The sequence below is a fragment of the Pseudomonas sp. Irchel s3a10 genome (assembly GCF_900187525.1).
Classification (GTDB): Bacteria; Pseudomonadota; Gammaproteobacteria; order Pseudomonadales; family Pseudomonadaceae; genus Aquipseudomonas; species Aquipseudomonas koreensis_G.
On sequence record NZ_FYDR01000001.1, the window covers coordinates 727,421 to 741,222 of the forward strand.

At 60.7% G+C, this 13,802-nt stretch carries 11 protein-coding genes; 5 read left to right on the forward strand and 6 right to left on the reverse strand.

Annotation, left to right across the window (positions count from 1 at the left end):
• Nucleotides 1-326: 326 nt before the first annotated feature.
• The 3 genes from CKW11_RS03175 to CKW11_RS03185 are packed head-to-tail and all read right to left on the reverse strand — an operon-like array spanning nt 327 to nt 2,510.
• A complete protein-coding gene (locus CKW11_RS03175) occupies nt 327-1,265 on the reverse strand; it encodes a DUF4880 domain-containing protein (protein ID WP_095136359.1) in 939 nt (312 codons plus the stop codon).
• 31 nt (nt 1,266-1,296) lie between these two features.
• Nucleotides 1,297-1,848 carry an RNA polymerase sigma factor gene (locus CKW11_RS03180; RefSeq protein WP_095136360.1) on the reverse strand — a complete coding sequence of 184 codons (552 nt, stop codon included), beginning with the start codon at nt 1,846-1,848 and terminating at the stop codon, nt 1,297-1,299.
• On the reverse strand, nt 1,845-2,510 hold the full coding sequence (locus CKW11_RS03185; RefSeq protein ID WP_256582016.1) for a secretin and TonB N-terminal domain-containing protein: 666 nt from the start codon (nt 2,508-2,510) through the stop codon (nt 1,845-1,847). Before CKW11_RS03185 ends, CKW11_RS03180 begins: the two co-directional genes overlap by 4 nt.
• 207 nt (nt 2,511-2,717) lie before the next feature.
• On the opposite strand from CKW11_RS03185, the gene CKW11_RS03190 reads away from it, so the two are divergent.
• Entirely contained in the window at nt 2,718-3,032 is a 315-nt protein-coding gene (locus CKW11_RS03190; RefSeq protein WP_086790949.1) for a hypothetical protein, read from the forward strand.
• A gap of 300 nt (nt 3,033-3,332) precedes the next feature.
• On the opposite strand, the gene CKW11_RS03195 is transcribed toward CKW11_RS03190, so the two are convergent.
• On the reverse strand, nt 3,333-3,773 hold the full coding sequence (locus CKW11_RS03195; protein WP_095136362.1) for a carboxymuconolactone decarboxylase family protein: 441 nt from the start codon (nt 3,771-3,773) through the stop codon (nt 3,333-3,335).
• A 312-nt stretch (nt 3,774-4,085) separates the two neighbouring features.
• Here CKW11_RS03195 and CKW11_RS03200 point away from each other — a divergent pair, with 312 nt between their 5' ends.
• The 4 genes from CKW11_RS03200 to CKW11_RS03215 all read left to right on the forward strand — a co-directional run bounded on the left by CKW11_RS03200 (nt 4,086) and on the right by CKW11_RS03215 (nt 7,491).
• Nucleotides 4,086-5,519, forward strand: coding sequence for a PLP-dependent aminotransferase family protein (locus CKW11_RS03200; RefSeq protein WP_095136363.1), 1,434 nt, complete (start codon nt 4,086-4,088; stop codon nt 5,517-5,519).
• Between the two features lie 123 nt (nt 5,520-5,642).
• Complete coding sequence (locus tag CKW11_RS03205) at nt 5,643-5,936, forward strand: putative quinol monooxygenase (RefSeq protein WP_095136364.1); 294 nt, start codon at nt 5,643-5,645, stop codon at nt 5,934-5,936.
• A 198-nt stretch (nt 5,937-6,134) separates the two neighbouring features.
• A complete protein-coding gene (locus tag CKW11_RS03210) occupies nt 6,135-6,536 on the forward strand; it encodes a cupin domain-containing protein (protein ID WP_095136365.1) in 402 nt (133 codons plus the stop codon).
• 241 nt (nt 6,537-6,777) lie between these two features.
• Nucleotides 6,778-7,491 (forward strand): ATPase, encoded by a 714-nt coding sequence (locus CKW11_RS03215; RefSeq protein ID WP_095136366.1) that lies wholly within the window; start codon nt 6,778-6,780, stop codon nt 7,489-7,491.
• 165 nt (nt 7,492-7,656) lie between these two features.
• Here CKW11_RS03215 and CKW11_RS03220 read toward each other — a convergent pair whose 3' ends face one another.
• On the reverse strand, nt 7,657-12,552 hold the full coding sequence (locus tag CKW11_RS03220; RefSeq protein WP_095136367.1) for an NAD-glutamate dehydrogenase: 4,896 nt from the start codon (nt 12,550-12,552) through the stop codon (nt 7,657-7,659).
• 479 nt (nt 12,553-13,031) lie between these two features.
• Nucleotides 13,032-13,550 carry a hypothetical protein gene (locus CKW11_RS03225; protein ID WP_177439967.1) on the reverse strand — a complete coding sequence of 173 codons (519 nt, stop codon included), beginning with the start codon at nt 13,548-13,550 and terminating at the stop codon, nt 13,032-13,034.
• Between the last annotated feature and the right edge of the window lie 252 nt (nt 13,551-13,802).

A 13,802-nucleotide genomic window follows, 5' to 3' on the forward strand; every position in this document is an offset into this window, starting at 1 on the left:
CAAAAACCTGTGGGAGCGGGCTTGCTCGCGAATGCGGTGGGTCAGTTGATGATGATTTGGCTGAATGGACGCCTTCGCGAGCAAGCCCGCTCCCACAGTTGGATTGGGTTTGGTCAGTTGGGGAGTGGTTGGCTTGTGAGCTGTCATCGCTGGTAGGTCAGCTCCCGTGCACCTGGTAGATATTAGTCGGCTTTCGGGCCGTCATCGCGAGCAGGCTCACTCCTACAATTGGATCGTATGCGGTCTGGGAGAGATTGGTTGGCTGGAAGGCCGCCTTCGCGAGCAAGCTCGCTCCCACAGGGGGTGGTGGGGTTGGTGGGATTGGGTTAGCTGAGGACGACGACGCCGCCGGGGAGTTCGGTGCATTTGACGCCGTAGGCGTCGCGGATCAGCAGGGCGACGCCGGCGAGTTGGTCGAGGCTGAAGCGGGCCTGGACGCGGCGCTGGCCGAGGTCGCGGTTGAGCAGCAGCAACATGCCTGGGCGGTAGCGGTTGATCTCGTCGATCATCTGGCTGAGGGTCGCGCCGTTGAATACCAGCACTTGTTGGCGCCAGTTCATCACTGCGGCGGTGTCGACGCTTTGCACTGTGCCCACTTGCTGCGCGTCGTAGGTCAGTTGCTCACCCGGCTGCAGGCGCAGGCTGCGGCCATCGACATTGACGTCCACCAAACCATCGAGGCACGTCACGCACACTTGCTGATCGGTGTTGCGCAAATTGAACCGCGCTTGGCTCGCCCGCAACCACCCTCCCCCGGCCTGCATCGCCAATGGCAACCGCGCGGTCTGCACTTCAACCTCACCGCTGACCAGCTCAAAACCTTGCACACCATCATCGCCAGAGCGCTGGTTGATACGGGTCTGGGTGTTGAGCTCCAGGCTTACGCCATCGGCCGGTTCGAAACGCTTCTGCTGGCCGACTTCGGTGATGTAATCGGCGCCGAGCCCTTCGAAGCCGCCCGGAATTGTCCCGCGCACCAGCAAAAACGCCGCCGATGCAGCGATGGCACCACCGAGAAACGCCCGTCGACCGAAGCGCCGTGGCGACTGCAGCATTTCAGCGGCAGGCTGCAGGTTGTGCCACAACACCTTGGCCTGCTCGAAAGCCTGAGCATGTTCGGCGCTCTGCGCGCACCACTCGCGCAAGGCGCGGGCGTCGGCCACGGTGGCGCGGCCGGAGGTCAGCAGGACCAACCAGTCGTGGGCTTCACTGTGCAGATTGTCGGCCGCCGATGGCTCGGCAGGTGTCAGTCGAAAGATGTTCAAACGCGCAGATTCTCAACGAATTGATCGGGCACTAATCAGAAGACGGTTTTCCGGCCCCGCGACCGAACCGCTGAAACACTTTTCTTTCCAGTTTCGCCGCGCAGAAGCCCAATGCAGCTTTGATTTCCTTCTCGACCATGCGCGTGGAGATGCCGAAGCGCTGGGAAATTTCCAGGTGTGGAGCCTCCTCCAGCCGCGCGGCGATGAAGATTCTGCGACGCCGCGCTGGCAGTTCGTAGAGGGCGCTGAGCAGCGACTGGATTTCCTTCTGCCCACCGACCACCCGCGCCGGATCCAGCGCTTCGTCGCCGATCTGCAGCAGCTCTTCGACTTCCTCGCCGGTGAGCAGGCGCGCATCGGCCTGACGGCGGTCGGCGGCGATGTTCAGGGCCATGCGATAGAGGTAGGCATTGGGCCGCAGCAGGTTCGGCGGCGTTTCCATGCGGTCGACCCGCAGGTAGGTTTCGTGCAGCACGTCGTTGGCCAGGTCTTCCGAGCCGAGACGGCGTCGCAAGCGCACCCGAAAGTCCTCGTAGGACGTCAGGAACAGCTGGACCATCGAACCTTGTCCGGTGTCTTTCATCCCCCGGAAACTCCTTCCCATTTGGTGCATTCCATGCGTTTCCCTGACGACTCCGGTAACAACAGCAACGTGACCGGCTGACGCAACGCGCTGGGCGTCGGCCGGTCGATCCTGAGATTGCGAAAGCTCTCCACCAGCGCGGTATCGCGCCGTACATCACCGGTGGTGGTGACCAACCGGTTGTGCTGCACCACGCCGTCGCGCCCGACCCAGACCTGTAACACCGCGCGATAACTGCCCGGACGGGTCAGTGGCGAACGGCACAGGTTGCGCTCGATCGCCGCTTGCACCGCGGTGGCGTAACTGCGACTCACGGCGGCACTGGCCGGGGTGGTTTTGTCCAGGGCCGATGGCACGTCTTCGACCTGCGCCACTTGCAGGGTGAACGCGTCGTCGCGGGCATAACGCGCCATCAGTCCGCTGCCGCCGAGCAGACGGCGCAAGGCGTCGGCAGCGGTGTATTCGCCATCGACCGCCAACGAGCGCCGGCCACGACTCAACTGGCTGTCGACCAGCACCGCCACACCCGTGGCATGGCTGTACTGATCCAGCGCCCGGGCCAGGTCCTGCGCCGGGATGTGCAACGTCATGCGCAAATCGGCCGGCACCGGTTCGGCTGTCGCAGCGCCGCTGAACCAGCCAAGCAGCAGCCCCAGACTCACCCGGCGCACGAGAGTCGCTGAACGCTGAAGACCGTCCCTGGAACTGCCTCGCTGCACGGCTGACGTACCCCTGAAAACCGTCATCCTGATGGCTGTTTATGAATCTGGTGTGACGGGCGGTGCAAAAAAACCATCACGGGATTCGCGCGAGGCTTGCACTAGACTCCATACAGAGAACGGCCGCTTCGGGCCGGCCAGGAGGCTTGCATGAAATCACTGTGGAAAATCGCCCTCGGCGGGCTGCTGCTGAGCGCCTTCGCCAGCGCCCACGCCGAGCAGCCGCTGGGCTGCGTGGAGGTGACGGTGGGTGGCTACAAGGCGCCGAATTACGACTGTCTGAGTCAGCAGATGGGCAACAACCCGGAAGGTGCTGCCGCTGCGCAGAAGAATCAGGAAGCGCTGAATGTGCCGGTGAACAAGCGGCCACCGAATCAGGTCGGGCTGGCGACGCCGGCGGCGACCAGTACGCGGATGGGCAATACGTTCGGCACTTCAGTCAAACCACAACGCCCACCAAACTGAAGATCCTGTAGGAGCTGCGGCACGCTGCGATCTCTTGATCTTGCTTTTAAAAATCAAAGTCAAAAGATCGCAGCCTTCGGCAGCTCCTACATTCGGTCCCATGTAGGAGCTGCCAAAGGCTGCGATCTTTCCACCAAACTGAAGACCAAACTTTGTGGCGAGGGAGCTTGCTCCCGCTGGGGTGCGCAGCGCCCCCAAACCTGCCGAACCGGTTTTGACTGACAGACCGCATGCAAAGGTTTTGCGGCTGCTGCGCAGCCGAGCGGGAGCAAGCTCCCTCGCCACAGGGTTATGTGCACGTCAATCGCTCGGGGTCTGGCGAAAGCTTACCGCCAGACGATTCCAGCTGTTGATGGTGGTGACGGCCATGGTCAGATCCACCAGTTCCGCCTCACTGAATTGCGCTTTGGCCAACTGATAAACATCGTCCGGCACATGACTCTCGGCCAACAGCGTCACCGCCTCGGCCCAGGCCAACGCCGCCCGCTCACGCGGATTGAAAAAGCCGCTGTCGCGCCACACCGCGATCGCATACAAACGCCGCTCACTCTCCCCGGCCCGCCGCGCGTCCACCGAATGCATGTCGGTGCAGAACGCGCAGCCGTTGAGCTGCGAGGCGCGGATCCTGATCAGTTGCAACAGCGGCGCCTCGATGCTCAGGTCGCTGGTCAGCGCCTCCATGGCGATCATCGCTTTCATCGCCTTGGGCGATGCGTTGTAGTAGTCCAGACGCGGGGACATGGCAGGTCTCGGGAAGCGGAATGATGAGTTCACGGTAAGCGCTGAGCCCTCGGCATTACAGCCCCAATTCCACGGAATATCGCTACACCACTGCCCCCCGGCCAAACACACAACCTTGTAGGAGTGAGCCTGCTCGCGATAGCGGTCATTCAGTCACCGCCATGTTGGATGTGCCGACGTCATCGCGAGCAGGCTCACTCCTACAAGGGAGACGGTGACCAATTTCGGGTTTTTGTGCTGCGCAACTACTGCCCATCACGCAACAGCGGTAATCTGGCCGACACCTCAATCGCCCCCCGGAGCCGCGTCGGTATGGAACTTCACGTCGTGATCAATGGCCGCAAGGACCTCGCCGGCCAGCTATACAACCAGCTGCGCAGCGCCATCGAGTCCGGGCGGTTGGCTGCCGGCACGCAGTTGCCGCCCAGCCGTCTGCTGGCCGAGCAACTGGGGATCTCGCGCAAGACCATTTCCGACACCTACGCGCAGCTGACTTACGAAAATTTCCTCACCGGGGTGATCGGCAAAGGCACTTACGTCAACGCCCGCCCGGCGCAGATCCAGCGCAAGCAAAGCTACACCGAACTGGCCAGCGCCGAGGTGATCGAGCGCTGGCGCAACCTGCCGGTGTTCTTGCGCCACCCGTCGCTGGAAGGTTCGCTGCGCTATGACTTCATCGGCGGCGCCACCAGCAAGGGCCAGTTCCCGCATGACGACTGGCGCCGTTGCGTGTCGCACGCGATGCGCCAGATGGCCGGCTCCAAAGGTTTCTACAGCGTGCCCGAAGGTCTGCCGGCGCTGCGCAATGCGATTGCCCGGCACATCGCCTTTTCGCGCGGGATCAACTGCCAGGACGAAGACATCGTGGTGTGCAACGGCGCGCAACAGGCGCTGGACCTGATCACCCGCGTGCTGATCAGCCCCGGCAGTCGGGTGGCAATGGAAGATCCGGGCTACCCGCCGGCACGCCTGCTGTTCGGCACCCACGGCGCCGAGGTGGTCGGAGTACCGGTGGATGCCGAAGGGATTGTGGTCGAGCAGATTCCCGAGGGCACGCGGATGATTTATGTCACCCCGTCGCACCAGTTCCCGTTGGGCATGCCGATGAGCCAGGCGCGCCGCGAAGCCTTGCTGGCCCGGGCTTATGAGCTGGGCGCGATCATCATCGAGGACGACTATGACAGCGAGTTCCGCTACGAAGGGCGGCCGACAGACTCTCTGTTCAGCCTTGATCAGCGCGGCATCGTTGCCTACGTCGGCACCTTCTCCAAGACCTTGCTGCCGGAGTTGCGCCTGGGTTACGCGATCCTGCCGCCGGCGATTCTCGAAGCGGTGATCCGCGCCAAACAACTCACCGACCTGCACGCCTCGACCCTGCCGCAATGGGCGCTGGCCAAGTTCATCGCCGAAGGTTGCCTGCTCAAGCACATCCGCCGTTGCCATACGATTTACGCCCAGCGCCGTGAACGGATTCTGGCGCGCATGGCGACGGATCTGGCGCCGTGGCTGGAGGCGATTCCGCCCAGTGCCGGTTTCCACATGGCGGTGCTGTGCAAGGTGCCGATCGACCTGCCGCTGGTGATCGAACTGGCGAAAAAAGTCGAGGTCGGGCTGTATTCCATCGACATTTTCCATTATCAACAGCCGGTGAAGAGCGGCCTGTACTTCGGCTTCGGCGCCATTGAAACCCTCGATATCGACACCGCTCTGGATCGCCTGCGCGACATTCTGCAACAAGTGGCGTGAATGATTGGTCTGGGTGATAAACCGCCGATTGGTTATTGGTGATCAGCAGGTGCAGGCCTATTCTGCATGGGCGTTATCCCTCAATGAGCAGGATTCGTCCGGCCTGATTCAGGAGTGTGAGCAATGTCCAACGAAGTGATCAACACCGTCGAGGTGCGCGCTGCCGCCGGCCGTTCGGAAGAACTCGGCCGGCAGTTGCAGAAGATCGTCGACACCTTGCGCCAGACACCGGGCTGCGACGCCTACATGGTCGACCGCTGCCCCGAGGACAGCCAGCGCTGGACGGTGAGTGCACGCTGGCAGTCGGAAGCGGCAATGCAGGCGCACTTCAACCGGCCCGAGGCGCAGGGGTTTATCGACCTGATTGATAGCCGTCTGGCCAACAGTGTGGATTTCAATAGTTTCCCCATCGTCTGACCGGACGCCTTCGCGAGCAAGCCCGCTCCCACATTGGAATGCGATCAACTGTGGGAGCGGGCTTGCTCGCGAAGGCGTATTCAGCCGCACCGCCGAACGACTGATTGGTCACCCAATCTTCCCGAATATTGGCCGTTTGAATACCCCATCCCGCAGACTACTGTGGTCACCACCCCCTCCTCCCACAGGTGATCCACCATGAAAGCCCTGCACCTCTTCACCGCCATTCTCGCCCTGTCTGTATCTGCTGCCGCCCTGGCCCACGACCCGTCCGAGAAAGTCACCGTCCTGCAAGACCAGATGCTGAAGAACGCCCCCGGCAAGAAAGCCATGATGATCGAAGTCGACTACAAACCCGGGCAGTCCTCGATCGCCCACAAACACGACGGCACCGCCATGGCCTACGTGCTCGAAGGCGAAGTGATTTCCCAGGTCAAGGGCGAACAGCCGATCACTTACAAGAAAGGCCAGTTCTGGTACGAACCGGCCGGCTCCGAACATCTGGTGTCGAAAAACGCCAGCCAAAGCAAACCGGCGAAGTTGCTGGTGTTCATGGTGTTGGCCCCGGACGAGCAAGTATTGATCCCCCTGAAAAACTGATGGTTGTTTGCACAGCCATAAATAAAAAGGCGCAAAACACTGTTTTGCGCCTTTTTATTTCCCGAGGCAATTAACCGCTTTGCTTTAAAGCCAATAAAACTAATGCATCGCCACAACTCGAAAAATTGTCAGCTTATTTACAGGTTGGCGGCTTTAGTCTGAATCAACTGTCGTGCGCCCGTCACCCACAGCCGCGACAACGCTGACTTTCCGACTGAAGTTGCTTCACGGGAGACTCACCATGAAACTTGCGTTGGCCAGTACCTTATTGATTTCGGTTATCGCCCTCTCCGCCTGTTCAGTGCCCACCGCGCCGCGAGCGGTCTCCTCCCTCGACACGCTGCTTCCCCACCCGACCGGTCGCAGCAGCGCCGCCCAGGTGCAAAGTGGTCCCGGCGTGTCACTGGGCGTGGTCTACAGCCCGAGCACCCAGACCAACCGCGAATACCTGCGTGACTATCAGGCCAACGCCGGCACCGGTTTCGGCCAGAGCCTGCTGGTGCAGCCGATCCATGACGCCTACGTCAACACCTCGAAACCGGACATGGCCGTGGACTGGGTCAAGGCCTCGTTGCAACGGCAGTTCGGCTCAGTGACGGTGTACCCGGACATGCAGAGCCTGCGCGCGGCGCACCCCGATGTGGTGGCGATCGTCGACACCCACAGCCAGTTGATCACTTCGCGCAGCTCCGACATCAAGGCTGATGTCAGTGCGGATTTTTATGATGCGAAGTTGAATTACATCGGCACGGCGAAAGGTTCGGAGGCTAAAGAACTGACGCCGGTGTGGGCGGACTTCAAAGGTTCGGACGAGATCGTCGCTGATATTAATCAGCAGCAGGATGTGCAAGTTCGGGCGTTGCAGAAGTTTGATCAGTCGCTGAGTAATTTATTGACCAGGCCGACAGATAAAGTGTCGATGCTGGATAACAAACAAGCACATAAGTTGTATTGATCCAGAGGGCCTCTTCGCGAGCAAGCTCGCTCCCACAGGGGGAATGCATTTCAAATGTGGGAGCGAGCTTGCTCGCGAAGGGGCCAGACCAGGCAACACAAAACCCACAGATATAAAAAAGCCCCGGCATCTCACGACACCGGGGCTTCTTCATTCAACCACTACTCAGGCCAGCTCAAGCTCGGCATTCGCAGCAGCCGCAGGCACCACCGCCTGACCGCTCAACGCGAGGTCAAGCAGTTCACGGTTGGCCACCGCATACATGGCGTAGTCAGTGCCGCTCGCAGCACGGATTTCCACCAGCATGGCGCGCCAGCGCTCGATCATGCTTTCGTGCTGTGCCATCCACAGCGCCAGGCGTGCTTCCACGTCCTGAGTGCCGTCGCCCTGTTGCAGGACAGAGATGGTGATCGCACGTTGCTGCCAGTCCACATCATCACGGAACGCTTCACGGGCCAGAGCCTGCCAGTTGTTTTCAACCGGCAGCGCGCTGATCTGTTGCAGGTACCAGGTGATGTCCAGCGCACTGCCCACGGCGAAGTAGGCCTTGGCCACTTCAGCCGGATCCTGGCCAGTGACGTCGGACGCTTCGATGATCGGCAGCAGGGTGTACAGGTGCGAGGTACCCGCCACCATACGCGCCAGCAATTCCGGAACACCGGCCGCAACATAAGCCTGATAACGCGCCTGCCAGTTTTCACGGATTTCACCGCTCAGCAGTTCGTCCAGCTTCAGGCCCAGCTCCTTGAGGTGCGGACCAAAGTGCGCGACGTCACGGGCAGCGTTCTGCTCGTTGCGACGGGCACGCAGGAACCAGCGTGTAGCACGGCGGCCCAGACGCATCAGCTCGTCCATCAGCTCCAGTTGCACGTCAGCGCTGACCTGGTAGTCCAGCGCTTCGATCTGACGGAACCAGTGCGGGAGGTGGAAGATGTCACGCACGATCACGTAGGCGCCGGCCACGTTCGCCGGGCTCATGCCGGTCGACTCTTTGAGTCGCTGAACGAAGGTGATGCCCATGTGGTTGACCAGATCGTTGGCGATCTGGGTGCTGACGATCTCGCGCTTCAGACGGTGACGACGCATGGCTTCGGAGAACTTGCTGACCAGGGTCGGCGGGAACGCCGTTTCCATGTCGCGGGTCAGGTAGTCGTCGTCCGGTACCAGCGAGTTCAGCAGCTGTTCCTTGAGGTCGATCTTGCTGTACGAGATCAGCACGGACAGCTCGGGACGGGTCAGGCCATGGCCTGCCGCAACGCGCTCGTTGATCTGCTCTTCGGTCGGCAGGAACTCGATGGCACGGTCCAGCTTGCCACGGCCTTCCAGATCGCTCATCAGACGCTTGTACTCGGCAATGCGCTCGTAGGCACGACGCGCCGCCAGGGACAGGGCCTGGGTCTGCTTGTAGTTGTTGCCCAGCACCAGACCACCGACTTCGTCGGTCATGCTCGCCAGCAACTGGTTGCGTTGCTTGTCGGTCATGTCGCCGGCCTGAACCACTTCGTTCAGCAGGATCTTGATGTTCACTTCGTGGTCGGAGCAGTCCACGCCACCGGCGTTGTCGATGAAGTCGGTGTTGGAACCGCCGCCATTCAGACCGAACTCCACACGACCCAGTTGGGTCATGCCGAGGTTACCGCCCTCGCCCACCACTTTGCAGCGCAGCTCGTTGCCGTTCACGCGCAGTGCGTCGTTGGCCTTGTCGCCCACGTCGGCATGGCTTTCGGTGCTGGCCTTGACGTAAGTACCGATACCGCCGTTCCACAGCAGATCCACCGGCGCCTTGAGCAAGGCGTTCAGCAGTTCGGTCGGGGTCAGCTTGTCGGCCTTGATGTCGAAGCGTTCTTTCATCTGCGGCGAGATGGCGATGCTCTTCGCGCTACGCGAGAAGATGCCGCCGCCTTCGGACATGATGCTGGTGTCGTAGTCGGTCCAGGCCGAACGCGGCAGGTCGAACATGCGCTGACGCTCGACGAAGCTGGTCGCCGGGTTCGGGTTCGGATCGATGAAGATGTGCATGTGGTTGAACGCGGCAACCAGTTGCAGCTTGTCGGACATCAACAGGCCGTTACCGAATACGTCACCGGCCATGTCACCCACGCCGACCACGGTGATGCTGTCTTCCTGAACATTGATGCCGCGCTCGCGGAAGTGGCGCTGTACGCCGACCCACGCGCCCTTGGCGGTGATGCCCATTTTCTTGTGGTCGTAACCGGCGGAACCACCGGAGGCGAACGCGTCACCCAGCCAGAAGCCGTAGTCGATGGCGATGCCGTTGGCGATGTCGGAGAAGGTCGCAGTGCCCTTGTCCGCTGCCACTACCAGGTACGGGTCATCGTCGTCATGCCGCACGACGTTGGCCGGCGGCACCAGCGCGCCGTCTTTCAGGTTGTCGGTGATGTCCAGCAAACCGGAAATGAAGATGCGGTAGCAGGCGATGCCCTCGGCCGCGATCTCGTCACGGCTGCCGCCCAGTGGCAGGCGACGCGGCAGGAAGCCGCCCTTCGCGCCCACCGGCACGATGACCGAGTTCTTCACTTGCTGGGCTTTTACCAGGCCGAGGACTTCGGTGCGGAAGTCTTCTTCACGGTCGGACCAGCGCAGACCACCGCGAGCAACGTTGCCGAAGCGCAAGTGCACGCCTTCGACACGTGGCGAGTAAACGAAGATTTCGAACTTCGGTACCGGCTTCGGCAGCTCAGGAATCGCGTGCGGGTTGAACTTGAAGCTGAAGTACGACTTGTTCTGGCCGTTGGCATCAGTCTGATAGAAGTTGGTGCGCAGGGTGGCTTTGATCAGGTCCAGGTAGCGACGCAGGATGCGGTCTTCGTTGAGCACCTGAACGTCGTCCAGTGCGGTCAGAATCGCCTGTTCCAGACGCTGTTGCTTGTCTTCCAGATCGTCGCTGCCCAGCTTGCGCGCCAGGTAGAAACGGGTCTTGAACAACCGGGTCAGCTCGCGAGCGATGTCGGTGTGGTTGTTCAGGGTGCTGGCGATGTAACCCAGGTCGAAGCCCAGACGGATCTGCTTCAGGTAACGGGCGTAGGCGCGCAGCAGCGCCACGTCGCGCCATGGCAGACCGGCGGTCAGCACCAGACGGTTGAACGCATCGTTCTCGGCATCGCCACGGACGATGTGGACGAACGCGTCCTGCAGGGTGTCGTTGAGTTGCTGGATGTCCAGTTCCAGACCTTCAGCGGCAGTGAACGCGAAGTCATGAATCCAGAACTCGCGGCCGTTGGTGTGGCGCAGACGGTAAGGGAATTCACCCAGCACGCGCAGGCCGAGGTTTTCCAGAATCGGCAACACGTCGGACAGCGCCAGCGGGGTATCGGCGTGGTACAGCTTGCAATGCAGCTCGCGTTGGCCGGAGACCTGGCCCAACGGCTGATAGAAGCTCATCACCAGCGGATTTTTTTCGTTCAGGCTCAGCAGGTGCTGCATGTCGACCACGGCCGAATGCGCCGCGAAACGCTCGCGGTAACCCGCCGGGAAGCCTTTCGGGAAATCCGCCAGCACGTTGGTGCCGTGGGCTTCGCCGAAGCTTTCGACGGTCAGTGCCGCGTAGTCGTCCTGCCAGCTGCGGCAGGCCTGTACGACTTCTTTTTCCAGCAGCAGCGGATCGATGTCGATGCGGTTCTTCGGATCGACGCGCAGGATCAACTGCACGCGAGCCAGTACGGACTCGGAGAAGAAGGTCCAGAACTCGCAGTCGGTGGCCTTCAGGCGCTCCATCAGCACCTGCTGGATCTTCTGCCGCACTTCGGTGGAATAGATGTCGCGCGGCACGTAGGCCAGGCAGTAGCAGAAACGACCGTACGGGTCTTTGCGCAGGAACACGCGGATCTTGTTGCGTTCCTGGATCTGCACGATCGACATCACGGTGCTGAACAGTTCGTCGACCGGGGTCTGGAACAGGTCGTCACGCGGCAGTACTTCGAGCACCTGCGCCAGTTCCTTGCCCAGGTGAGCCTTGGACTGGAAGCCGGAACGGCGTTCGATTTCTTCGACCTTGCGGCGGATGAACGGGATGACCCGCACGCTCTCGCCATACACCGAAGAGGTGTACAGGCCCATGAAGCGGTGTTCCTTGATGACGTTGCCGTCGGCGTCGATTTCACGGATCGACACGTAATCCGGGTAGGCCGGACGATGTACACGGCTCGGGTGCGCAGCCTTGGCGAACGACAGCAGGGTCGGTTCGCGCAGGTAGTTCACCGCGTAGTCTTCGATGTGCCGGTCTTCGTTGGTCAGGCCGGTGCGCAGCAGTTTGGTCAGACCGAGGAAGGAGTTCTGGTCGTATTCGATATGGCCGCCATCGGCTTGATCGACAACGGTGAACTCTTCGTAGCCGAGGAAGGTGAAGTGGTTGCCCACCAGCCATTCCAGGAAGCTCTTGATTTCGGTCTTTTCGTCGGCATCGACGGCGAATGCGCTGTGATCGAGCTTGGTGAGGATCTCCTGCACCTTGGCCTTCATCGGCTCGAAATCAGCGACCGCGACGCGCACTTCACCGAGCACCTGCTCCAGCTCTTTGCTCAGTACATTCAGTTCGGCCGCGTTGGCGCAGCGGTCGATTTCCAGGTACATCAGCGACTCGTGCAGCACGCCTTCGCCGGTGCTGCCCTTGGGCAGGATTTCCAGCAGCTCGCCCTTGCTGCCACGGCGTACGCTGAGCACGGTGGTCTGCAGGGTGTGGATGCTGTAGCCGCGGCGGTTCAGCTCGGTGCGGACCGAGTCGACCAGGAACGGCAGGTCATGGTGCAGGACTTCGACCGCGGTGTGGGTCGACTGCCAGCCATGACGCTCGTAATCGGGGTTGTAGACGCGCACTTGCGGTTGCGCGTGATCGAAGCGCTCAAGCAGGCGCCACGCGGAAAGAGTACAGCCAGCGAGGTCGGAGAGGCGACGTTGGGTCAGCTCGTCCAGGGAAATGATGCCGAAGAATTGTTCAGCGAACAGCGCCACTTGTGGCAGTGCCTGTTCACTGATGTGCTGCGCCAGTGCCGCTTGCAGTTGGTGCTGGAAGTCGGCTTTGCTGGCTGCGGTGAAGAACGCCATCTGTGGTACTCCGCTTAAGCTTGTTATTGATGGAAAGCGTCGCGTGCAACACCCCTTGCGGGGCTTGTGTCGCCCTGCTCCTGATTCTCGGGCAGAGGAAACAGGGTGACAGGTGGGTGAAGCTGGACGAGACACTCAGGTCACATTCACCTTCCATTGAATGGGCATCTGCAAAAACGACTGTCGAGGCCGCCGACAATGCCTTTACGGGTGCTCATCCGTTGCGCAGCTTAATGGGTGCGACAATGTGTCTGCTTGCGGTGCTGCGACATATTCGGTCATTGGCACGTAAATCAAGGCGTGCGCATCGATAAACACTAGCAGTCGTGAGGAAAAATGACGGCCCGAGCGCCCGGTTTCACGGCACTTTCGTACCAGAAACAGCCTTCGGTGCGCTACATATCCGGAAACGAAAACGCCCAGGGACGTTTATTGACCCTGAGCGTGGCATTGGGTTCACCGCCAGCGGCTGACGCGGATCAGTCCGGCAACTCTTCGTAGGCTCTGAATTTGCTGATGGTGGTGCAGTCGTAGCACGTCGTCCGCAAGATCTGTTTGTTCATGCTGACGTCGATATTTGGAGAGTCGCACTCCCGGCAAAACATCTGCGAAAGATCGTACAAGCGCTCAGCCTGAGCCGCGGCCTGCTGCTGACGCACGCTCACGCACGCGCTGCACGTGCACGGCGCGCTCCGCCGGGGGCCGAGTGGCTGATATTGATGCTCGCAACTGACGCATTGATAGGGTTTGCGCGATGAAACCGGCGTACCCTTGGCATGTCGACGAACCCACATTGGCAGGCAACAGTAAGGGCACGTCAAATCCCGACTGACAATCGGCGGCAGCACCGTCAACAAACTGCGAACGGTCGCGGGAATCTGGAATTCGGCCTTCAGGTTGGCACTTTTCTCGCCACTCAGATAGCGCTTATAGATCTGCTCGATCTGCGCTTCGGTAAGATGCCGGATTTCGTCAGCGCACTCGAAATACTGATTCAATTGAAAACTCCTTGTTTTCAGTTTTTGTCTGCGCACTCCATTGCGTTCGAAAATAAAAATAGTTGTAAAAATGCCACGAAAACAAGCGATATCCTCTATTAGATCTGAACAATCATTCAGATTCCGCGCTCCTACAAAGGTGTCGGATCTTTCAGGCAAAAGAAGTAGAAAAGGCCCTCGGCATGTTCCCGCTTCAGTCGACTTCTCGATCATCCGCCCCAAGGCTTTGTTCAGTGGCCGCCAAGATGTAGC